This window comes from Streptomyces sp. NPDC005576 (assembly GCF_042871745.1).
GTDB lineage: Bacteria > Actinomycetota > Actinomycetes > Streptomycetales > Streptomycetaceae > Streptomyces.
The window spans coordinates 1-19738 of the sequence record NZ_JBIAJC010000029.1; the positions used below are offsets into that span (position 1 = coordinate 1).

General features: G+C 69.6%; 19 protein-coding genes and 8 pseudogenes. 18 read left to right on the plus strand and 9 right to left on the minus strand.

Translation table 11 applies throughout. The annotated features are described in order from the left end of the window. The 6 genes and pseudogenes from ACFYPN_RS32220 to ACFYPN_RS32245 form a co-directional block, all read left to right on the plus strand. Positions 1–441, plus strand: a pseudogene (locus ACFYPN_RS32220) (transcriptional regulator); the annotation flags it as partial. Positions 442–472: 31 nt separating this feature from the next. Next, entirely contained in the window at positions 473–865 is a 393-nt protein-coding gene (locus tag ACFYPN_RS32225) for a hypothetical protein (protein WP_389303258.1), read from the plus strand. Between the two features lie 3 nt (positions 866–868). Continuing rightward, positions 869–1423 carry a telomere-protecting terminal protein Tpg gene (gene tpg / locus ACFYPN_RS32230; protein WP_358764538.1) on the plus strand — a complete coding sequence of 185 codons (555 nt, stop codon included), beginning with the start codon at positions 869–871 and terminating at the stop codon, positions 1421–1423. Between the two features lie 788 nt (positions 1424–2211). Next, on the plus strand, positions 2212–2517 hold the full coding sequence (locus ACFYPN_RS32235) for a DUF6247 family protein (protein WP_358764581.1): 306 nt from the start codon (positions 2212–2214) through the stop codon (positions 2515–2517). Then, positions 2514–2738, plus strand: a complete 225-nt coding sequence (locus tag ACFYPN_RS32240) for a hypothetical protein (protein WP_389303260.1) — start codon at positions 2514–2516, stop codon at positions 2736–2738. The genes ACFYPN_RS32235 and ACFYPN_RS32240 overlap by 4 nt, the downstream gene beginning before the upstream one ends. Positions 2739–2815: 77 nt before the next feature. After that, positions 2816–3094: pseudogene (locus ACFYPN_RS32245) on the plus strand (hypothetical protein); the annotation flags it as partial. A 206-nt stretch (positions 3095–3300) separates the two neighbouring features. Here ACFYPN_RS32245 and ACFYPN_RS32250 read toward each other — a convergent pair. Beyond that, positions 3301–3984 carry an ABC transporter ATP-binding protein gene (locus ACFYPN_RS32250; RefSeq protein ID WP_358764540.1) on the minus strand — a complete coding sequence of 228 codons (684 nt, stop codon included), beginning with the start codon at positions 3982–3984 and terminating at the stop codon, positions 3301–3303. Next, a complete protein-coding gene (locus tag ACFYPN_RS32255) occupies positions 3981–5057 on the minus strand; it encodes an ABC transporter permease (protein WP_389303264.1) in 1077 nt (358 codons plus the stop codon). Before ACFYPN_RS32255 ends, ACFYPN_RS32250 begins: the two co-directional genes overlap by 4 nt. Positions 5058–5231: 174 nt before the next feature. Here ACFYPN_RS32255 and ACFYPN_RS32260 point away from each other — a divergent pair, with 174 nt between their 5' ends. From ACFYPN_RS32260 to ACFYPN_RS32285, 6 genes and pseudogenes are all read left to right on the plus strand, one after another. Beyond that, entirely contained in the window at positions 5232–6452 is a 1221-nt protein-coding gene (locus tag ACFYPN_RS32260; protein ID WP_389303267.1) for a sensor histidine kinase, read from the plus strand. Next, on the plus strand, positions 6449–7084 hold the full coding sequence (locus ACFYPN_RS32265; RefSeq protein ID WP_358764546.1) for a response regulator transcription factor: 636 nt from the start codon (positions 6449–6451) through the stop codon (positions 7082–7084). Before ACFYPN_RS32260 ends, ACFYPN_RS32265 begins: the two co-directional genes overlap by 4 nt. A 370-nt stretch (positions 7085–7454) precedes the next feature. Beyond that, a pseudogene (locus tag ACFYPN_RS32270) lies at positions 7455–7886 on the plus strand (recombinase family protein); the annotation flags it as partial. Positions 7887–7977: 91 nt separating this feature from the next. Next, complete coding sequence (locus ACFYPN_RS32275) at positions 7978–8265, plus strand: hypothetical protein (protein WP_389303312.1); 288 nt, start codon at positions 7978–7980, stop codon at positions 8263–8265. Positions 8266–8299: 34 nt separating this feature from the next. After that, entirely contained in the window at positions 8300–8584 is a 285-nt protein-coding gene (locus ACFYPN_RS32280; RefSeq protein WP_358764548.1) for a hypothetical protein, read from the plus strand. A gap of 61 nt (positions 8585–8645) precedes the next feature. Continuing rightward, positions 8646–9485 (plus strand): hypothetical protein, encoded by an 840-nt coding sequence (locus ACFYPN_RS32285; protein WP_389303269.1) that lies wholly within the window; start codon positions 8646–8648, stop codon positions 9483–9485. 34 nt (positions 9486–9519) lie between these two features. Here ACFYPN_RS32285 and ACFYPN_RS32290 read toward each other — a convergent pair whose 3' ends face one another. Further along, positions 9520–10302 carry a DUF1963 domain-containing protein gene (locus ACFYPN_RS32290; protein ID WP_358764552.1) on the minus strand — a complete coding sequence of 261 codons (783 nt, stop codon included), beginning with the start codon at positions 10300–10302 and terminating at the stop codon, positions 9520–9522. A gap of 549 nt (positions 10303–10851) precedes the next feature. Between ACFYPN_RS32290 and ACFYPN_RS32295 the strand changes: the two are divergent. Further along, positions 10852–10983 (plus strand): annotated as a pseudogene (locus tag ACFYPN_RS32295) (NADP oxidoreductase); the annotation flags it as partial. Positions 10984–11129: 146 nt separating this feature from the next. Here the strand turns inward: ACFYPN_RS32295 and ACFYPN_RS32300 are convergent. Further along, positions 11130–11374: pseudogene (locus ACFYPN_RS32300) on the minus strand (response regulator transcription factor); the annotation flags it as partial. After that, positions 11371–12011, minus strand: a pseudogene (locus ACFYPN_RS32305) (sensor histidine kinase); the annotation flags it as partial. The pseudogenes ACFYPN_RS32300 and ACFYPN_RS32305, both read right to left, overlap by 4 nt. 679 nt (positions 12012–12690) lie before the next feature. Between ACFYPN_RS32305 and ACFYPN_RS32310 the strand changes: the two are divergent. The 4 genes and pseudogenes from ACFYPN_RS32310 to ACFYPN_RS32325 form a co-directional block, all read left to right on the plus strand. Then, positions 12691–13797 (plus strand): bifunctional DNA primase/polymerase, encoded by a 1107-nt coding sequence (locus ACFYPN_RS32310; RefSeq protein ID WP_389303271.1) that lies wholly within the window; start codon positions 12691–12693, stop codon positions 13795–13797. Further along, complete coding sequence (locus tag ACFYPN_RS32315; protein WP_358764556.1) at positions 13794–15323, plus strand: phage/plasmid primase, P4 family; 1530 nt, start codon at positions 13794–13796, stop codon at positions 15321–15323. The genes ACFYPN_RS32310 and ACFYPN_RS32315 overlap by 4 nt, the downstream gene beginning before the upstream one ends. Beyond that, positions 15320–15721: a DUF6009 family protein gene (locus tag ACFYPN_RS32320; RefSeq protein ID WP_358764558.1), complete on the plus strand. Its 402-nt coding sequence runs from the start codon at positions 15320–15322 to the stop codon at positions 15719–15721. The genes ACFYPN_RS32315 and ACFYPN_RS32320 overlap by 4 nt, the downstream gene beginning before the upstream one ends. 71 nt (positions 15722–15792) lie before the next feature. Next, positions 15793–16489 (plus strand): annotated as a pseudogene (locus ACFYPN_RS32325) (Tn3 family transposase); the annotation flags it as partial. Positions 16490–16620: 131 nt separating this feature from the next. Here ACFYPN_RS32325 and ACFYPN_RS32330 read toward each other — a convergent pair. Continuing rightward, positions 16621–17037 (minus strand): ester cyclase, encoded by a 417-nt coding sequence (locus ACFYPN_RS32330; protein WP_358764560.1) that lies wholly within the window; start codon positions 17035–17037, stop codon positions 16621–16623. Between the two features lie 134 nt (positions 17038–17171). Continuing rightward, positions 17172–17963 (minus strand): MBL fold metallo-hydrolase, encoded by a 792-nt coding sequence (locus ACFYPN_RS32335; RefSeq protein ID WP_358764582.1) that lies wholly within the window; start codon positions 17961–17963, stop codon positions 17172–17174. Between the two features lie 93 nt (positions 17964–18056). On the opposite strand from ACFYPN_RS32335, the gene ACFYPN_RS32340 reads away from it, so the two are divergent. Then, complete coding sequence (locus ACFYPN_RS32340; RefSeq protein ID WP_358764562.1) at positions 18057–18665, plus strand: ABATE domain-containing protein; 609 nt, start codon at positions 18057–18059, stop codon at positions 18663–18665. A 113-nt stretch (positions 18666–18778) separates the two neighbouring features. Here the strand turns inward: ACFYPN_RS32340 and ACFYPN_RS32345 are convergent. Both ACFYPN_RS32345 and ACFYPN_RS32350 read right to left on the minus strand, forming a co-directional pair. Next, a pseudogene (locus tag ACFYPN_RS32345) lies at positions 18779–18988 on the minus strand (DUF302 domain-containing protein); the annotation flags it as partial. A gap of 122 nt (positions 18989–19110) precedes the next feature. Next, positions 19111–19701 carry a hypothetical protein gene (locus tag ACFYPN_RS32350; RefSeq protein ID WP_389303274.1) on the minus strand — a complete coding sequence of 197 codons (591 nt, stop codon included), beginning with the start codon at positions 19699–19701 and terminating at the stop codon, positions 19111–19113. Positions 19702–19738 lie beyond the last annotated feature (37 nt).

The following is a 19738-nucleotide window of genomic DNA, read 5'->3' on the forward strand; positions in this document are numbered from 1 at the left end:
GCGATCAAGGCGACGGTGAAGGGCGGCATCGGGAAGCTCCGCGAGCGCCCCCAGGGCAAGTCCTACAAGGAGGGCGAAACGTGGCCGGCCCTGTCCCGGCCGACGTGGCGCCCCGACATCCGCGCCGCCGTCATCTCCAAGGCCCGGGTCAACATGCACCGCAAGCTCAACAACATGGTGAAGCTGACCGGTCTGTACCCGCTCGCGGTCCTGTCCGACTGCGTCGTCTACCCCTCGCCGGGCGCGAGCCCGCTCGACTTCCTCCCGTACGCCGCGTCCGGGAAGCCGCAGCCGGGCGGCTTCCGCCTCGGACCCACCCCGGGCCTGGCGAAGCTCGAGGGCGTCCAGCCGATGGCCTGGGCCGTCGATCTGATGGAGAAGGGCCTCAACCCGGCCCGCCACATCAAGGGCGGCGACGCCGTCCTTGATGACGGCGAGTAGCCCACCCCCGCCCCCACCAGGAGTTTCCTCCATGACCAGCACCGACGTCTCTGTTCCCCGATGGCCTGTCCCCACCGCTCCACCCGTCCACGACCCTGTCCTGTTCGCGCGGGCGATGCGCGACATGCGCCTGACCTGGCGCGCCCGCGGTGTCCTGGCCGAACTAGCCACCGGCTACGCCCCCGGCCACGAGCCCGCCATCAGGGAGCTGACCGCCCTCACCCGCCAAGAACGCCTGGCAGCCGAAGGCCGAGAAGCCTTCGCCAAAGCAGTCCGCGAGCTGCGCACGGTCGGCTACCTCGTCCCCGACGCCACCACCCTCACCGGGGTGGGCGAGCGCCTGGTCGTGAACCTCACCCCCGCCGTCGACGCCCACCTCGTTCCCGATCGTTGGGGCCACCGCGCGACCGTGGCCGGGAGCTGACCGGTGGGAGAGATCGAGGACGCGATCGAGCGCGCCGACCGGGAGCACTTCACCCGCCAGCCGCCGAAAACGCTGAAGGGCCAGATCGGCTACCTGCTGCGCCAGTTGGGCAGCGCGAAGGCCGTCGCGGCGGAGCTCGGCGTCACCGCCGACTCCGTCAACCGCTACCGGCGCGGCGCCCGCAAGCATCCCCGCGCCGACGTCGCCTCGAAAATCGACGACGCCGTACGGGTCCGATGGCAGCCCCAGGTCCGCAAGCGCCGCCGGCAGCAGGCCGCCGCCACCGGCATCACCGTGGAGACCCGCGCCCGCTTCGGTTACACCGCACCCATCGGAACGACCGACGACGGCCGCTTCCGCCGCCTCACCGTCAAGCTCCCCGCCACCTACGCCCAGCGCCTCTTCGAGGCCCGCGACACCGGCGCCAGCGACCAGGTGATGCGCGAAATCATCGCCGAAGGATTTAAGGAAGTGTATTTCCAGGACGGCGGCGGCCGGGCTACGGGTCTGTCGGACGTGGAAATCAACGACATCGACTACCTCGACCTCGAATACTGAATCGAGACAGAAGGTATGACCACGCAATTCATCCTGTGGTCGGGTAGCCGGATCACGTTGCCGTGATCCGGCTACCCGACCACAGCCGTGCGCCACGCCGACGTCCTGGAGGCCCACCCCGACATCTGCGATGTTACCGACGCCAGTGCGACCGGCGACATCGTCTTCACCACGGCCAAGGGCACCTGGGTACTCGACTTTCACTCCGGCGCCGACGGTGGGGTGTTCCAGGACCCGACCGGCGCCCCGGCCGCTCGCTTCGGCGGCCCCGCCGCCGACGTGCTGCGCCCCGTTGTCATCCCGCGCTCCTGGTCTACCCCGTCTACCGGGTCGCCACCGACGACGGCGACTCCCTCACGATCCACTTGGCTACCGGCCGCCACTCCACCCTGGCCCTCACCCCGGCCGCCTGACCCTCGGCCGGCACATCTCGGGCCTGGCCCCGGCATCGCAATCGCCGGTGCCGGGCCCTCGTGCCGCCCGCTCACCCCGTAGGAGGGATCTGCCCATGACCGCATCCACGGCGATCGGGCGCGCGTACCGTGAAACGACGCCCTTCAAGGAGGCCACATGAGCCTCCCGACCGTTCCCCCTTCTCCTCGTACCGGCATCGCGGCTTACCGCCTCCCGGGCCTCGCAGGAGTCCTGCTCTGCGCCGAACACGGGCAGAACTGGGAGGGAGCGATTCCGATGACCTCCGCCGAAATCCCCTTCGGTGCCTTCTGCAGCCGGGGAACGGACGACGACATGACCGTGTGCGGATGGGCACTTCACAGGAAGCGCAGCCGATGAGCGCGCAGCCCGACCACGCATCCGTCACGCCGTACGCCCCCGCCCCGGGAGCTCCGGCCGAACTCCTCGCCCAGCTGCGCGCCGACCGGCGCGCCCCGCAGTGGGTGCCGGCCCTCGAGCAGCAGTGGGCGACCGCCATCGAGGAATCCCGCCGCACCTTCTCGCTCGCCGCGCTCTGCGAGGTCGTCCAGGAGTGGCAGGGCCTCATCGCCAGCGCACCGGCGGTCGACGCGTTCGTCGCCTCCGGCTACGACGACACCAGCTTCGTCGACATGGCGGAGCTCCGCAGGCGGCGCCGGTGACCGCACAGCCGCCGTACGCGGTCTGCTTCTCCGCCCCGGCCGCGAAGGTCCTCGACACCCTTCCCGAGCACGCCGAAGACACCGTGTGGGACGTCTTGGACGCCGCCGCAGCCGATCCGTGGGGCTTCCGGCAGTGGAACAGCGACGACCCCGAGGGTGCGGACGTTCGGCATGCCACGGTCGGCCAGCTCTCCCTCAAGCGGCCTCCAGGCCCTCGATGAGGCCACGGTGCGCGGCGTGGTCCGCCAGGCCGTCCGCGACGTCCGAACCGCGCCCCCGCCGGCGCCCGTCGAACCGCTTCCAGCTGGGGCGGGTGAAACTGGACAGGATTCCACCGAACCGGCTGTCCGCGCTGGCCCGCTACGGGCTGGGTACTAAGGCGGCGAAGTTGGAGCGGGCCTCGGAGCCCAAGCGCACGGCGATGGTCACCGCGGTGATGCGCCACCTGGAGGCGAAGGCGATTGACGACGCCCTGGACCTGTTCGAGATCCTGATGGCCACCCGGTTGATCAGCGCTGCGAAGCGGTCCACGAACAAGGAGCGCGTGTCGACGCTGCCGCAGTTGGAGAAGGCGTCCTCACAGCCTGGCGACGGCCTGCGCCCGCTGCGTGACCCGGACGCCGTCGACCTCGACGACGATGACGACGGCGCGGGGGACTGAACACCGAGACCGGCTCCCGCAGGTTCAGAGTCCGGCAGAGGGCGGTCGGCACCTTGGCGTTCCCTTCGCCGCCTCAGACCCGTGGAGCTGCGTGTGCGGCCGGTACGCACGGGTTGCGTGTCCTACCGGTTCACCGCCGGGAGGCGCAAGCGTCCGTCGTGGACTTCGGCGATCTGGTCGACGGTGGTGAGGTGGGCGCGGTCGTGGGTGACCAGGACGGTGGCGGTGGCCTGTTGGTGGGTGAGGCGGGTGATGAGGTCAATGACGGCGGCGCCGCGTTCGTGGTCGAGGGCGCTGGTGGGTTCGTCGACCAGGAGGACGGTGGGGGTGTTCATCAGGGCGCGGGCGATGTTGATGCGCTGGCGTTGGCCGCCGGAGAGCTGGTGGGGTCGGCGGTCGGCCTGGTCCGCGAGGCCGACGGCGTCGAGGAGTTGCATGGCGCGGTCGCGTGCGGTGCGGGGTTTGCGGCCGTCGATCTGGGCCATGACCTGGAGTTGTTCGGCGGCGGTGAGGGAGGGCAGCAGGTTGGGCTGCTGGAAGACGATGCCGATCTTGTGGCGGCGCAGTTCCGTCAGTTCGCCACGGCTGAGGCCGGTGGTGTTCTGGCCGTCGACGGTGACGGTGCCGGTGTCGGGGGTTATCAGGGTGGCGGCGACCGCGAGGAGGCTGGACTTGCCGGAGCCGGAGGGGCCCACCACGGCGCTCAGGCTGCCTTTGGGGACCTCCAGGCTGACCTGGTCGAGGGCGGTCAGACGGGTGTCGCCGTCGGGGTAGGTGAGGGTGATGTCGGTCAGGTTCAGGCTCATCGGACGCTCCCCAGGGCGGTCAACGGGTCGACGGAGGTGATGCGGCGGACGGAAAGGGCGGCGCCGAGCGCGCCGAGGACGATGATCACGGCGGCCGGGGCCAGGACGGTGGCGGGGGTCAGGAGGAATGGCACGGCGGAGCCGGACACCAGGGCGCCGAGTGCGGCGGCGATGCCGGTGCCGACCAGGGTGCCGCCGACGAGCAGGACGACGGCCTGGCCGAGGGCGTCCTTGAGTAGATTGGCGGTGGAGGCGCCCAGGGCCTTGAGGACGGCGACGTCGCCGCTGCGCTGGATGGTCCAGACGGTGAAGAAGGCGCCGATGACCAGGGCGGAGATGGCGAACAGGAAGCCGCGCATCAGTTGCAGGGAGCCGTTTTCGGAGGTGTAGGAGCCGATCGCGGACAACGAGTCGTCCGTGGTGACGGTCCTGGTGCCGGCCTGGCGGTCGGTGGCGGCCGTACCGACCTTGGAGGTGGTGTTCAGGGCGATGACGGTCGCACTCGCTCCGCCGTCGGTGCCGGTGGGCGGCGCGGTCTTCTGCCAGGTGTCCAGGCTGGTCCAGATCACCGGGGTGTGGCTGAAGTGGGCGTCGCCCTGGACGGCGGCCACCTTCATCTGCTGGCCAGCCAGGGTGAGGGAGTCTCCAGGCTTCACGCCGAGGTCGTCGGCCGCCGCGGTGGACAGCACCACCTCGTGGCCGGTGATCTTGTCGCTGTCCGGGGCGAGGCGGGAGCCGGGCTCGACGCCGAAGGCCGAGACCCCGGTGCTCTTGTTTCCTACGGTGGCCTTGGTCGTGGTGATCCCCAGAGGTTCGGCGCTTTCGACACCGGGCGCCTCGGACCACTTCTTCCACTGCTGTTCGGTGACGGTGGAGTTGGAGTACGACGGGTTCTGCCCCCGGCCGGGTGCCTGGAAGGCGATCCTGTCGGCGGGCAGGGACGTGATCGCGGAGATGTTCTGCTGGCCCAGTCCGGCCGTCAGCCCGGACAGCAGCCCGACCAGCACGATGACGGTCCCCATCAGGGCGAAGCGCCCCTTGGCGAATTTCAGGTCTCTCCAGGCGACGAACACGGCCTTGGACTGTCCTTTCCAGCGGCGGAATCGGGTAATGACTCCACCGTCGCCGCCGACCCCCCGTGCGCGCGTCTGGCGCAGGATGGCACCTGGCGGGCTGAAAGGCGGCACGCGGGTTCTAACTTTCGATGGAGGCCCGGGAGCTGCAGCTTCCGTAGCCTGGAACGCACTGTGAAGACCGCTGCTCCTGCACTGACTCCGACCACCCGGGCCCTGGCCTGGTGCCTGCACCTGCTGGTGATCGGCCTACTCGTGCTGGCCGCCGGCCGGGCTGTGACCGGCGGCCAGCCCGGCGCCGGTTGGATCGTCGCCGCGTCGGCCGCGTGCGGCCTGATGTACGCGGCCGGGCCCGTACTGCCGGTCATACGGCGCTCGCGACGCGCCGCCGCACTGTGGCTGGCCGCCGTGGGCGCCTGCTGGCTGGCGCTGCTCGCACTGTCCCCCGACGCCGTGTGGGTTGCCTTCCCGCTGTACTTCCTCCAGCTGCACCTGCTGACCCGCCGGGCCGGACTGGCCGTCGTGGCCGCCACCACCGCCGCGGCCATCGCGGGCTTCGCCGCCCACCAGCGCTCCTTCCATCCCGCCATGGCCATCGGCCCCGTTCTCGGCGCCGCCGTCGCCGTCGCGGTGGTGTGGGGCTACCAGGCCCTGTACCGGGAAAGCGAACACCGCCGCCAACTGATCGAGGAGCTCACCGCCACCCGCGCCGACCTGGCCGCCGCCCAGCACACCGCCGGCGTGCTCGCCGAACGCGACCGCCTGGCCCGCGAGATCCACGACACCCTCGCCCAGGGCCTCTCCAGCATCCAACTGCTGCTGCGCGCCGCCGAACGCGCACTGCCCCAGACCCCGCAGAACGCCGCTCGCTACCTCGACCAGGCACGGCAGGCCGCCGTCGACAACCTCGCCGAAGCCCGCCGCTTCGTCGCCGCCCTCACCCCTCCCACCCTGGAAGGCACCACCCTGGCCGGCGCCCTGGAACGCCTGTGCACCACCACCTCCGCCCGCCACCGCCTCACCGCACGCTTCCACCTCACCGGGGAACCCGCCCCGCTCGCCACCCCGCACGAGGTCGCCCTGCTGCGCATCGCCCAGTCCGCCCTCGCCAACACCGTGCGCCACGCCGAAGCAACCACTGCGGACGTCACGCTCAGCTACCTCGGTGACCAAGTCGCCCTCGATGTCATCGACGACGGACACGGCTTCAACCCCCAGCGCCTGCCCGCTCCCGACCCCGAAACCGGCGGATTTGGCCTGGCCACCATGCGCGTCCGCGTCCAGGCCCTCGGCGGCACTCTCACCGTCGAATCCGCCCCTGGCCGCGGCACCGCCCTGGCCGCCCAGCTGCCCCTCACCCCGCCAGCCGAGAGCGAACCCGAGGCCCGCCCGTGACCGACACCCCCATCCGTCTGCTCCTGGCCGACGACCACCCCGTCGTACGGGCCGGACTGCGCGCCGTGCTGGAAACCGAACCCGGCCTCGTCGTCACGGCCGAAGCCGCCACTGCCGAGGACGCCGTCGCCCGCGCGGCTGAGGGCGGCATCGATGTCGTGCTGATGGACCTGCAGTTCGGCAAGGGCATGGGCGGCGCCGAAGCCACCGCCCAGATCACCGCCCGCCCTGGAGCCCCCCGGGTGCTGATCGTCACCACCTACGACTCCGACGCCGACACCCTGCCCGCCATCGAAGCAGGCGCCACCGGCTACCTCCTCAAGGACGCCCCGCCCGAGGACCTGGCCGCCGCCGTACGCACCGCGGCCGCCGGACGCACCACACTGGCGCCCACGGTCGCCGACCGGCTGATGAACCGGCTCCGCACCCCTAGCACCGCCCTGACCCGGCGCGAGAGCGAAGTCCTCGCCCTGGTTGCCGACGGCCTGTCGAACCAGGCCATCGGCAACCGGCTCCATCTGACCGAAGGCACCGTCAAGTCCCACCTGGCCCGCATCTACACCAAACTCGACGTCGACTCCCGCACCGCCGCCGTCGCCACCGCCACCGACCTCGGCCTCATCCGCCGCTGACCCGAACGCGCGCCATGCCCGAAGCCGACGCGATTTAGTACCGATCGAGCCACCGCGACGGACAGCCGTTCTCACAAACGACCCTCTGTGAGAGTTCTGAGAACGCCTCCCTGGTGATCACATTTCCGCAGGTCGCCGTCCGCAACAGTCCTCTCGAAACCGGCATGTTGTGCGAGGCACTTCTGAGAGACTGCGCACTTGCGGTAGAACGTAACGACTGCCCGAACTGTGACGCGCCCGCCGGTAGCGCCTGCCGCACCCGAGGCGGGAAGACCGCCGCGAAGTACCACACCCCGCGCTTCGTCCTCGTCCCCGCCCTCCGCGAGGAACTGGAGATCCCCGTCCCCGCCGACCGCGCTCCCGGCCGCGCGTGGAAGCAGGGCCCCGCCCTCGCGATCGTGCCCGCGCCCCGCACCGAGCGGCCGGTGCGAATCGGTACGCAAGGACGTCGACCGCCCGGCAGGAGCTGGCGAGTCGACTCGAAGCCCTTCACCGGGCCGAGTGTCACAAGGTCTTCAGGGAGCAGATCAGCACCAGGGTCAAGGTCCGGCCCGAGCTGGAGAAGGCGCTCGCGCTGGCCCACCAGTTCAAGGAAGCCGCACCCGAGACGCCGGTCATCTTCACGGTGCACGAGCTGAAGCGTCTGGCCAGGAACGCGGCCGAGCTGATGACGCTGTCCGCCGAGCTCCAGGCCGACGGCATCCAGCTCGAACTCCTCACCGGGCCGCTCACCGGAATCTACGACCCCAACGGCATGGGCGTGATGTTCTTCGCCGTGCTCGCCGTCGCCGGGCAGATCGAGCGCAACTACATCCGGGAGAAGACCCTGGAGGGCCAGGTCATCGCCGCATCCAAGGGCAACCACGGCGGGGCGGAAGGTCATCGACGACGACATGCTCACCTTCGCCGTCGCCCTGAAGGACAAGGGTGTCCCTGTCCCGGAGATCGCGAAGAAGCTCACCATCAAGGTCGGGAAGAACACGGGCAAGTCCCCCTCGGTCGCCTCGCTGTACCGGGCGCTCGCCGAGGCCGAGGCCGCTGCCGACGATGGCCTGCCGCTGCGGCCCAAGCCCGTCCGCATCCGCCGGTCCGGGGATCCGCTCACCCCCGAAGAGATCGATCTGCGCGAACGGCTCCAGGCCCAGCCCCACCCGAACGCCGCCGCCACCCGACGTGGATGACCTCGCAACCGTTCGCGCGCAGGAATAAGCGAAGATGTACGACGAACTCCTCGCCGCCGCCGCCCGGCTCGACATGCTGCGGCGCCTGAACGGCGGGAGCAGCGATGCTCACGCGACCGCCGCCGTGCACGGGCTTCGGTTCGCCGCCACCATCCTCTGGCCGATCGTCCCGAACACCCCGCCGCCCGGCTACCGCCACGACAGCGAACGGCTGCTCCAGCTCCGCCGCGAACTGGCGCGAGGCAGCACGGGAACTCGGCGAGTTCCCCCCACCGCGCCCCGCCCTCCGGCTCGTCACCGAGACGACAGCGGGGGATGAGCACTGAGAGCGGCAACGCGCGGGCGACGGCCCAGGGACCAAGACCACCGGCTTAGCGCTAATGGCTGTTCCGATGGTCCCCAAGGCCGGAGCCCTGCTGCGGCGCGAGGCGGCGCAGCTGACCGCCCTGAGGGCGGCCGGACTGCGGGTGGCCGGGTGCGACAGCGCGGTGCTGTTCACCCAGGCAGTCGTTGGCCCCACCCTCGCGGAGCTCATTGCGCGGGAGCCGCTGCGGACCGCGGAGTTGTTCGAGCAGGTCTTCGCCGAGCTGACGCCGGCGCTTCGCCGGGCGGGTGCGGGCGGCCGTACGGACAGCGTCCTGATCGGTGAGCGGTCGATCGCGGGGACGTTCCAGCGGAAGTTCAACAGCCCGGGCGGCCCCACGTACCTGGAGCACACGGGCCACGGGGCGGTGCTCGCCCCGGTCGTGGCCCGATTACGAACGGCGAAGCCGCTGCCCGTCATACCGTCGCTGCCCCTGGTCTTCGGGGACCTGAAACCCGATCACGTGGTGCGCACGCCGCACGGGCTCGCCTTCCTCGACCCGGGGCTCCAACGGGGCTGGGGCAACATGGACCAGGCGAAACTGCTCTCGCGAACCGTGCTCAACCTGGTGAGCGGCTCCGCCCCGGCCGACGACGCCCGCACCACGCTCGCGAGCATCAGCCGGTTCGTGTTCCTGACCCGCAACCGCCTGGACCCGGACGACCGGGACCTATGGCTGCGCCACCTCATCCTGCTGTGGCTGATGGACACCACGAACATCCTCACGACCTACCTGTCCGCCCAGTCCGGGCCCGAGGGCCTGCCGCTGCCGGAGCATGGCCGAATGCATGGCGCGCCGTGGCCGACCGCTGCTGGCGGGCAGCCGCAGGGCTTGGCGGCCCCGGTGAGCCGGTGACCCCCGGTCACGGTCACCGGCTCGCCCGGCCGGGTCAGGGGTTGTAGTAGCCGGTCACATAGGTGCGGTCGAAGCGACCGGCCTCCAGGTCCGCACGCTGGATGGACCACTGCATTTTGGTGCCTTCCCGGCCTGCGACATCCGCGTCCCAGTAGGCCAGCAGAACCCAGTCCTCGGGGTCGCCCGACACCGGCTCACGGCCGCCCCACCGCCCTTGCTCGGCCTGCTGTACAGCGCAGCTCACGATCTCCTCCAGCGGATCCGGGTACGCCGCGTAGCCGCCGAGTTGCAGATGCCGGCCCCTGCCCGCGACCTCGTCCCAGACAGCCTGAAGCCCGTCCTGGTTCGGGAAACCGTCAGGTGCTGGGCGCGGTAGGTCCGGTTCGGCCGTGACACTCAACTCGCCCTGCGGGAAGTTGTCGAAGTTCTCCCGGAACTCGCCGATGCAGTTGTCCCCGTAGGCCGTCCAGGTATATCTGTCGCGCTCGGTCACCGGGGTGCCGGCCGGGACATAGACGGCATGGCCGCGGTTGTCGCCGTCCCACAGCTCCCAGATCTCGGCGAAGAGCAGTAGGCGTCCGTCCGGCGGCAGAGGAAGGTCCGTCGGGCGCTTCGGCAACGCGGCGAAGTCGATGTACCCCACGTACGGGTGCTGAGGGTCCGGAACGTCGGTGGGCAGCAGCAGCGGCCCACCGAACCTCCCCGCAACCGGCCCCTCTCCGTCCAACCTGAGGATCGCGCAAGGCCGGGCGTGGCCGATCCACCGGTCCACCTCCTCCGCCGGTATCGGGTCCACGCGGTGGAACACACTGCCCATCTCAACGGCCCTCGTACGAAAGGGAATCAACGCTTCACGAAGCTCATCTGTCACACCGGCAAACGTAGTCGCCGCCACCGACACCGGCCCCCGGCTGCCCGAGGCAACTCGCCGGGGGCCGGTTTCCGGATCGACGGCGTCGACTTGGTCGTGGACAGGTGGAGCCCAGCATGGTCGCGTTGTCCAGGTCAGCTCGGAGGGCCGGACGGTCAACTGGCTCATGCTCCGCCGCCCCGAACCTCTGGACGGCGGAGGCGTCAGGCCGGGAGGGCAGACGGCCCAGCCGCGAACGCTGGCGGACCTCACGCCGATCCAGCTCCAGCGCGCCCGTCTGCGGGCCGAGCACGCCCGTGAGACGGTCACCGGGTTCCGTGACGGTCCGGCAGGGCGAGCCGAGTACGATCCGGCCCGCACGACGCTGATGCAGCGTCGCAGGACGACGGCCCAGGAGCTGGCTGGCCTCGACCCGCTGGAGGCCGAACTGCTCATCGGAAGGGGAGCCATCGGCAGCACCATCGCGCGGCTCGCGTCGAGGCCGAACATCAGGTCGTGCTCAGCAACTGGCGCGGCCCCGGGACGCTCGCGGACACGCTCGCGAGACTGGGTCCGGGGGCCTGCGCGGCAACGAGCGAGGAAGCCGCGGTGGCCGGTGACATCGTTGTGGTCACGGTGCCGGTCACGGCCTTCCCTGTCCTTCCTGCCACACCACTGGTGGGAAGGACGTTCATCGACACGTGCAACTACGGCCCCGAGCGTGAGGGGCACATCTCCGAGCTCGACAGCAGTTCGCTCACATCGAGCGAACTGCTGCTGCGCTACGTCCCGCACACCGGACTCGTAACCCCCGCGCCGGCGAGCAGGCGGGTCGCCTCGATGCCGTCGAGCACCGGCATCCGGACGTCCATCACCACGATGTCCGGGTTTCAATCGCCCCGGCGAGGTCGACGGCGGCCCGGCCGTCCTCGCACTCGCTGACCACCTCAAGGTCTGGCGGGGCGTCGATGATCGTCGCGAACCCGGTGCTGATCAGCGCCTGGTCGTCGCAGATCAGGACCCGGATCGGCGCACTCATGACCGGCTCCCGGTGGGGATGCGCGCCTGGACGACGAATCCGCCGTCGGCCCCGCGGTCCGCGGCGAACTCGCCACCCAGGGCGGCCACCCGTTCCCGCAGCCCGATGAGCACCCGCCCGCTCCCGCCGGGCGAGCGCGGGCGGGTGACGGCGCGGGCTTGCTCAAGTCCGGTCCCAGCAGTGCTGATCTCCCGCTCGTCGTAGCGCACGCCGACCGCCGTCGGGCTGCCGTATGCGTGCTTGAGGGCGTTCGTCAGGGCCTCCTGCACCACCCGGTGGGCGACCAGCTCGGCGCTCCCGGCGGATTCCGACGGCGTGCCCTCCTCGGTGAGCCTGATCGGCTGCCCGGCCTGACGGGTCTGCTCGACGAGCGTGTGCAGGTCCCGGAGAAACGGTGCCTGGGCCGCGCCATCGTGGTCCGGGTCGGGCAGGTCCAGGAGGTTCGGAGGTTGCCGATCGCCCGTCAGCCCGTGTCGGGGACCGCGTTCAGCGTCTCGACGAGACGTCCCGGGGAGCCTGTCGGGTACCGGGCAGCCTCCGTCTGCACGACCATCGCCGTCACGTGGTGCTGCACGACGTCGTGCAGCTCGCGGGCGAGCCGCGTGCGTTCCGCGGAGCGAGTTTCCTCGGCTACCCGGGGGGGAGCGCAGCCAGGAGCCGACGGCTCACAGGAGGACCAGCGCCGGGTCGTCCGCCTCCTCAGGGCGAGCGCGCGCTCCAGCATGAGCGTGGGCGACTTCGGTCTGCCGCCAGGTCGTCGGCGCCTCGCGCGGCTCCTGCCCAGCAGGAGAACGCAAGCCGGCTGGGCTTGGGCAGCGCGGGGTGTAGGCCGTCGCGGTGGTCACGCAAGTCCGGTCCTATGCCTGACGCTGAGTCGCTTCAGTCGCTTGAGTCGCTGTACTCAGCGACTGAAGCTCAGCGACTCGGGATTCTTCGGTCGCTGAGCGAGAGAGCGAGAAAAGCCCAGCTCAGAAGGGTGCAGCGTCGAAGGTAGCGACTGAAGCGACTGAAGTGCCGGGTATATGAAGTACTCCTGCGTGCGCGTGTGCGTCATATATAGAGACCTTGAGTCGCTTCAGTCGCTGTTTTGCTTGGTTGTGCCGCGATGACCTGCGTTTTTCCGGTAGGTCAGGGGCAGCGACTCATCACCTCTGAGTCGCTGCCCCTAATTGTTCAGTAGCTACTTGCGGCAAATGGGCCTGCCTCACACCGACACGGGGGGGCGCCCTCTTTGTCGGTGCTCCCCATCACCCCTGCGACTGTTCGCTAAGGTGTGTTCGTTGTTGAGTCGCTTCGGTCGCTGTTGAAGGATGTAAATGCCTGCTGAGCTGCGGACTTCTTCCAGCGACTCAGGCCAGCTCAGCTCTGGTCCTTCAGTCGCTGGGATGTCCTTGTCCACTGCGCGGTGGTGTGCGCGCCAGGGCTGGCCCGTGCACCCCCTTGCTCCTGGCCAAAAGACGCCACCCGCCAACTGTGAGGACTGTCGGACCCCCGGACACACTCACCACCAGTGCCCCTGCCTGGCCACCGGGCGGTGGTGTCACGGCTTTCGCGCAGCGACCCTCGACCAGCGCCGCATCCAGCAGTGGTGGGGCAAACAGTCCCATTTCGGCGTCGGTGTTGCCTGTGGCCCCGCTGGCGTGGTTGTCATCGACATCGATGCTCACTTGGAGGCACCGCCGACCCGGAACCGGATCCTCCCCGGTATCCCGATCGCCGAGTCGGTGAACCTCACCGGGCTTGAAAACGGCTTCCATACGCTCGCAGTCCTGGCCGCGCTCCGCGGCGTGGCCAGTCCGGCCGATGACGAGACCACACTGCGTGTCCGTACACCCTCGGGTGGTCTCCACGTCTGGTACCGAGCCGGGGACAGCCGCCAGTGGCAGTGCTCCAGCGGTTCGAGCCCGCGCCGTGCTCTGGCCTGGCAGGTTGATGTTCGTGCCCACGGCGGCTACATCATTGCCCCAGGGACCACGACGGGCGCAGGGACCTACACCCCCGTTGGCGAAGTGCGACGCCCGGCACTGCTTCCTGAATGGCTCGCCCAGGAACTGGAACGCACAGGGCACCTGCCCGCTCACGTACCCGTTCCCCGGCCCGTGCCGCCCCGAGCTCAGCAGGCCGTTCTCGCAGCCGGAGGTGGCCACCGTGGCCAGCACACACTCGCGTCCCTTCTTGTTCCTATCGAGGCCTGTGGACAGGTCGCGGAGGGGGCAGGGTTCTCCGACATCCTCAACCGGGCCGCCTACACCGTAGGGGGCCTCGTTGCGGCCGGCCGCCTCATGCACGAAGAAGGCGAACGTGCGCTCCTGGAGACCGCGATCGCGGCCCGCCCAGGCCAGGAACGCCGAGTCGAACAGATCATCCGCAGCGGCATGGCCGCCGGGCTCAAGCGCCCCCTGCACACCGGCAGCCGCCCATGAACTTTCCCGGCAACGACCACACCCTTTCACTGTTCGACGCAGCCACCGTCGCCGCCCAGATCCGTGACCAGGCTCCTGTTCCCGTGCCATCCCAAGGTGCCGCTTCTACGGCTCCCACGGCCGCCGGCCACGCCACCCAGCACGGACTGCTGCCCGACACCCTGACTGACCGCGGCAACGCCAAACTCTTTGTCAAGCTGTACTCCAACGACTACCGCCACGTCCCTGGTATGGGCTGGTACCGGTGGGATACCACTCGCTGGCAGATCGACGAGGACGACACCGTTGTCTGGGCCGCCGGCGACCTCGCCGAGAACATCGCCTCGAACGACACCCGTGGTCTCTACACCACCCAAGCCCTCCAGCAACACCGCCGCCGTGCGCTGTCGACCACCGGCATGAACGCCATGCTCACCCAGGCCAAATCAGCCCCTGGCATGGTCCTCAACGCCGCCCGCCTCGACGCTGACCCCTACGCCCTGTGCACCCCCGACGGCATCGTCGACCTTCGCACCGGCCTCCTGAAAACCCCCGACCCGAACAAGGACTTCCACTCCCGCTCCACCAGCGTCGGCCCCCGCAGCACCCCCACCCCTCGCTGGAACCGCTTCCTCACCGACACCTTCGGCGACGACCCCGAAGGAGCCGAGATGATCGGCTTCCTGCAACTTCTGCTCGGCTACTCCGTCACCGGTGACGTCGGAGGCCAGATCCTCCCCTTCCTGTTCGGCTCCGGAAAAAACGGTAAGTCCGTCCTCCTGGACGTCCTGATGAAACTCCTCGGCGACTACGCCGACGCCGCCCCACCCGGGTTCCTCATGGCCAAACCCTACGAAGGCCACCCCACCGACCTCGCCGAACTCCACGGTCGCCGTGTCATCGTCTGCTCCGAGGTCAAACACGGCGACAAGTTCGACGAGGCCCGCGTCAAACTCCTCACCGGCGGAGACCGGATCAAAGCCCGCCGGATGCGCCAGGACTTCTTCAGCTTCCAGCCCACCCACAAACTCTGGCTCCTGGGCAACCACCGGCCCGAAGTCGGCACCGGCGGCTTCGCGTTCTGGCGCCGCATGCGCCTCATCCCCTTCGAACGCGTCGTCTCCGACGACCGCAAAATCGACAACCTTGCCGACATCCTCGTCACCGAAGAAGGCCCCGGAATCCTCGGCTGGCTCATCGACGGCGCACGCCGCTACCTTGCCGGAGACAAAGACCTCACCGGCCCCGAACGCGTCCGCATCGCCACCACCGCCTACGCCGAAACCGAAGACCACACTGGCCGCTTCTTCGAAGAACGCTGCAGCCTCGGCCCCGACCTGCGGGCCGAACAGGCAGGCCTCTACGCCTGCTACCGGACGTGGTGCCAGAATGAAGGAGCCCCGGTCTTGTCCTCCCGCGCCTTCGCCGCGCGAGCTCGCGAACTCGCGGGACTCGCGTCACCCAAAGAGATGATCCTGTCCAACCAACGCAAGTACTACCCGGGCATCGGACTGCTCACCGACCAGGAGAGGGACGCAACCGCATGAGCTCCCTGATCAGCGAAGACGAGATCAGCCATGAGTCCGATCTCGTCTGGCTCGAAGACGTCACCGAACTCGACTACGTCCGACAGAGTCTGGACCGCCTCCCCACCCGCCGCGGAAAACCCCCCTACCACCGCGACGGCCGCATGATCGGCTACGCACTCCTCAGCCCCGCAGCGAAAGCCTCCCGCTCATCCGGAACCTTTCGCCGACGCGTCTTCTGGCTCCTCCCACACGACCGTGATGCCCAGCCCGAGGGCCTCTACGCCAGCGGAGCTCCCGCCGAGGCCGTCGACCCCCGCACCCTCTCCGCCGGCGCCAAGGGGTACAAGACCGAGCGTTCCGAGGGCGGTCCACCGTCCACCGCCATGCAAGAACTCGGCATAACTCTCCCGTTGTAGAGAGGATCTGCAGGCACCACATTGGCACTGGGGTGGCCGGGGTGGATGGCCCGTGCCCGAACCGTGCGAGCAACTTCAGCCCGCGTTTCCGCGACCTGGACGACCAGTGGTTCTGGCGGGCGACGATGGCCGGGGTGGAGACGGGCACGTACGGCACGGTGGAGGACTTGGCCCGCAACCGCGTGAACCTGAACAAGGGGATCGCGCACTGGCCGGACATGCTGAAGGTCGCCGGGTCGCTGGTCACGAACCAGGTCTGCGCGTACGACCTGCTGCGGATGTTCGTGCGCGAGGGGCGCCCGGCTCAGTTGGGGACGGCGTTCGCGGAGTACGGGCGGATCGCGAAGACCGAGCATCTCCTGCGGGTGGTCGACCCGGTGGACGACACCTACCCCCTCAGATGAACCGGCAGCTCAGGGTGTAGGAGGCCCGCCACAAGCCGGCGAGGGATGTGTGCCACGGCAAGCGCGGCACACGTTCACCAGGCGTACCGCGACGGACGGGATGGAGGACCAGCTGGGCGCCCTCGGCCTGATCCTCAACGCCACCGTGCTCTGGACGACGAAGTACATCGATGCTGCCGTCGCCCAGTTCCGTGCCGAGGGTCACGAGATCCGGGACGAGGACATCGCCCGGCTCTCCCCACTCAAGCACGCGAACCTCAACGTGCTCGGCCGCTACAGCTTCACTGCCTCCACCCCGGCCGCCGGCGCCCTGCGGCCGCTACGCGACCCGGACGCCCCCGTTCTGGACGAGGACGACGAAGAGCAGAGGAGCTCTTGGTGTCTCCCGCCGGGGCCCGGATCGTGGTCTGGGTGGGAGCGTTTCGCTCCAGGCGGCTGCCGTCGGTGTGCGGCGGTGGAGACGTGCAGGGCGTGGCCCTGTCGAGGCCGGTGTCGTCAGGCGGCGGGGTCGGCCGTGAGCTGGTCTTTGATGTCGGTCAGGTTGTAATGGGCCCGCTTCTCGATGATCTTCTCGTCCTTGAACGTGAACAGGTTGAACATCGAAAAACGTACGTGTGCTCCGCGTGGGGGGATGCCGTAGTAGTCGCCGCCCTGGTCTCCTTCGACCACGACGTAGGCGCCGACCTTGTCGGCTTCGGCGACGGTGTCGAGGACTGTCAGACGAATATCGGAGAAGGCGTCGACGTGCTTCTTCTCCGCGTCGATGAACCCTGCGGCGCCGGGCCGGGGGCTGTCGATCTGGGGGTAGAAGACGAAGTCCGGGTGGAACATGCCGGTGAGCGTGTCGTAGTCGCCCTGCTGAAGGGCCCGGTAGAAGCGGTGCACGAGGTCGGCGTTGGTTCCGCTGGACATGTGATCGGGTTCTTCTCTGTCGTTCTGGCGCGGCGCATGGGACGCCGCGAGGGGGTGCTCGCAGGGTCGGGGCTCGGGGTGTGGGGAGCCCCGACCCCGGCACGAGGTCCTGGTTCCTAAGTGGTGGTCCGGGCTCAGGCGCGCTGCGCCCAGTCCTGGTCCAGGCGGTCGGTCAGGCCCGCGGCGGCGAAGGCTGCCTCCAACTCGTCGCGGCCTTCGGTGAAGTGGGCCCAGCTGTCGTGGTGGACCGGGACGACACGGCGGGCGTCAAGAATCCGGGTGGCCTCGGCGGCCTGCGCACTGTCCAGGACGATCAGGTTGCCGTCGAAGAGCATGGGGAAGCGGGGGGCGCCGGCGAACAGGAGGGCGGTGTCGATCGGGGCGAAGCGTTCGGCGATCTCCCTGACTGCGTCGAGCGAGGCGTTGTCGCCGCTGACGTAGACCGTCGGCAGGCCCTCGCCCGTCAGGACGAAGCCGACGACCTGGCCGGCGAAGGGCTCGATCTCCTCACGCGTGCCGGGGCCGTGGATGCCGGGGACTGCGGTCACCGTGATGGTGCCGCCGCCCGGGCGCTCCAGTTCGACCGTCTCCCAGTCGGCCAGGCCCTTGGCCTTCTCCCCGAGGCGCTCGCCGCCGCCGGGGGTGGTGAGGGTGAGGGGGACGTCGTCGAGCAGGGCGCGGCCGGAGGTGTCGAGGTTGTCGGCGTGCTCGTCATGGGAGAGCAGGACCACATCGACAGGGCCGACATCGGCGGGCGTAGCGGCGGAGGGCGCCGTCTTGACCAGGGTCGGGCCACCGGGCGCGGGGTAGTCGCCGGGGCCGTCGAAGGTTGGGTCGGTCAGGAAGCGCAGGCCGCCGTACTCGAACAGGGCGGTCGGACCGCCGAACGTGCGGACCGGGAACTGGTTGGCGCCGAGCTGGGGCATCACATCTCCGTTTCTCACGAAAAAAACATGCGGTTAACGTGACGCCAGGCTAGGCAGGTATCACGGTAAAGTGCAAGCGCTACCATGAGAGGTATGAATGACACCCTGGCCACCGACGTGGCACCGACCGTTCTGCCCCCGGCACCAGGGGCCGACCGGTACCGCTCCCTGGACTTCGCCGACACCGCGGCCACCCTGCCCGCCGGCCAGAGCTACGACCTGCTCGCCGCCCCGGAATCCGCCATGCGCTGGCTCGCCGCCCACGACCTGACCACCCCGGACGTGCAGCTGTACGAGGTGTGTGCACGGCGGATGCGCACGCTGCGCGACCACATCCGCGCCCTGTTCGCAGCCCGCGTCGACACCACCACCCCGCCCGAGGAATCCCTGCACGCGGTGAACGAGGCCCTCACGGCCGTGCCCACCGCACCCCTCCTCGCCTGGGACGGGGCCCAGGGGATGCGCCGCACCCAGGCGCACCCCGCAGACCAGGCCGTCAACCACGCACTGGCGACCCTCGCCGCCGACGCCGCCGACCTGCTCACCGGCCCCGACGCCGACATCCTCGCCGCCTGCGGATCGACCCCCTGCGACCGGTTCCTCCTGCGCACCCACGGCCGGCGCCACTGGTGCTCCACACGCTGCGGCGACCGTGTCCGTGCCGCCCGCGCCTACGCCCGGCGCAGCGGCGCCTCGGACTGACGCACCACCCTCAGGGCCCTCTTGCGGGCCGCCCGGTGGCCACGCGAAACACCTTTCAGTAGGCTGCTTCGGTTGTCGACCGGCAGCCGGGCGCTTAATTACTGAAGATCACCGATCACCACGTTGCAGGGCAACAGGAGTCCAATGCTCCGGTCGGTGTCGAGGGCCTGCTCTGCCAGCTGCGGGTTGCAGGCTCCCAGGATCAGGTAGTCCTCCATGTCCCGGCCGAGCTTGGCCCTGAGGGTTGCGGCCATGTCGATCTCGGCGAGCACCCCGAAACCGCCCACTGGGCCTCGTGCACCCGGAAGTAGTGCACGGTGCACGACAGCTGCCGTACAAGGCGGCCGTCCGGGGCGAATCCGCTGTCGGTCACGGTGAAGACGCCGTCCGCCGGTCGTGTGCTCATCGACGGTTCACCTTTGTCTCTCTCGTTGTGCACGGCAGCTCAACCGACGTCCGCGTGCTCGGTGCCCACACGCAGCCGGTCCAGTCGGTTCACGACGTCGCTCTGCGGGGCGTCCCGGTCGTAGATGCGCCACTCGGGTTCGTTGGCGCTGTCCCAGGTGCGTACGGCATAGCGGTAGCCGCCGCCGGAGAAGGTCTGCCGGATCCCGTTGAAGGACAGTTCCACCCAGCCTGATTCGGCCGAGGCAGAGGTGCGGATGCCGAGGGCGAACCGGTTCCGCGCCCCGGCCGAGACCGGCGCCGACCAGATCAGGCGCCAAGTGGCGTCCGTGCTGACGTGGAAAAGGCTTACTGAGCCGTCCTTGACAGTCATGATCAGTGGGAAGTTCTGCGCCGCGTCGGGATACGACTTCCACTGCCACACCACGAAGTCCCCGCTGACGGTGGACAGCTGGGACCCCCAGCCCAGCCAGTAGGTGGAGCCGGGCGCGAAGGCGTACCGGGCGCCGCCCACCGAGATGCCCCGGAACTCACAGCGGACGAGACCACCGGGCTTGGTGAACCGGAAGACGGTCCCGTGGCCGTTCGGGTCGGCGGTGGTGACCAGGCTGCCGGGCTCGGCGCACTCCACGCTCCGGAAGACCCGGGTGCTGCCTGCCGCCTGCCGC

Bases quoted from the DNA above. Each gene is read 5' to 3' on its own strand.
- ACFYPN_RS32290 (WP_358764552.1), bottom strand. From the start codon at position 10,302: ATGGGCAGTGTGTTCCACCGCGTGGACCCGATACCGGCGGAGGAGGTG.
- ACFYPN_RS32340 (WP_358764562.1), top strand. From the start codon at position 18,057: ATGAATGACACCCTGGCCACCGACGTGGCACCGACCGTTCTGCCCCCG.
- ACFYPN_RS32310 (WP_389303271.1), top strand. From the start codon at position 12,691: ATGCCTGCTGAGCTGCGGACTTCTTCCAGCGACTCAGGCCAGCTCAGC.
- ACFYPN_RS32335 (WP_358764582.1), bottom strand. From the start codon at position 17,963: ATGCCCCAGCTCGGCGCCAACCAGTTCCCGGTCCGCACGTTCGGCGGT.
- ACFYPN_RS32235 (WP_358764581.1), top strand. From the start codon at position 2,212: ATGAGCGCGCAGCCCGACCACGCATCCGTCACGCCGTACGCCCCCGCC.
- ACFYPN_RS32285 (WP_389303269.1), top strand. From the start codon at position 8,646: ATGGCTGTTCCGATGGTCCCCAAGGCCGGAGCCCTGCTGCGGCGCGAG.
- ACFYPN_RS32280 (WP_358764548.1), top strand. From the start codon at position 8,300: ATGTACGACGAACTCCTCGCCGCCGCCGCCCGGCTCGACATGCTGCGG.
- ACFYPN_RS32275 (WP_389303312.1), top strand. From the start codon at position 7,978: ATGCTCACCTTCGCCGTCGCCCTGAAGGACAAGGGTGTCCCTGTCCCG.
- ACFYPN_RS32225 (WP_389303258.1), top strand. From the start codon at position 473: ATGACCAGCACCGACGTCTCTGTTCCCCGATGGCCTGTCCCCACCGCT.
- ACFYPN_RS32315 (WP_358764556.1), top strand. From the start codon at position 13,794: ATGAACTTTCCCGGCAACGACCACACCCTTTCACTGTTCGACGCAGCC.
- ACFYPN_RS32330 (WP_358764560.1), bottom strand. From the start codon at position 17,037: ATGTCCAGCGGAACCAACGCCGACCTCGTGCACCGCTTCTACCGGGCC.
- ACFYPN_RS32320 (WP_358764558.1), top strand. From the start codon at position 15,320: ATGAGCTCCCTGATCAGCGAAGACGAGATCAGCCATGAGTCCGATCTC.
- ACFYPN_RS32250 (WP_358764540.1), bottom strand. From the start codon at position 3,984: ATGAGCCTGAACCTGACCGACATCACCCTCACCTACCCCGACGGCGAC.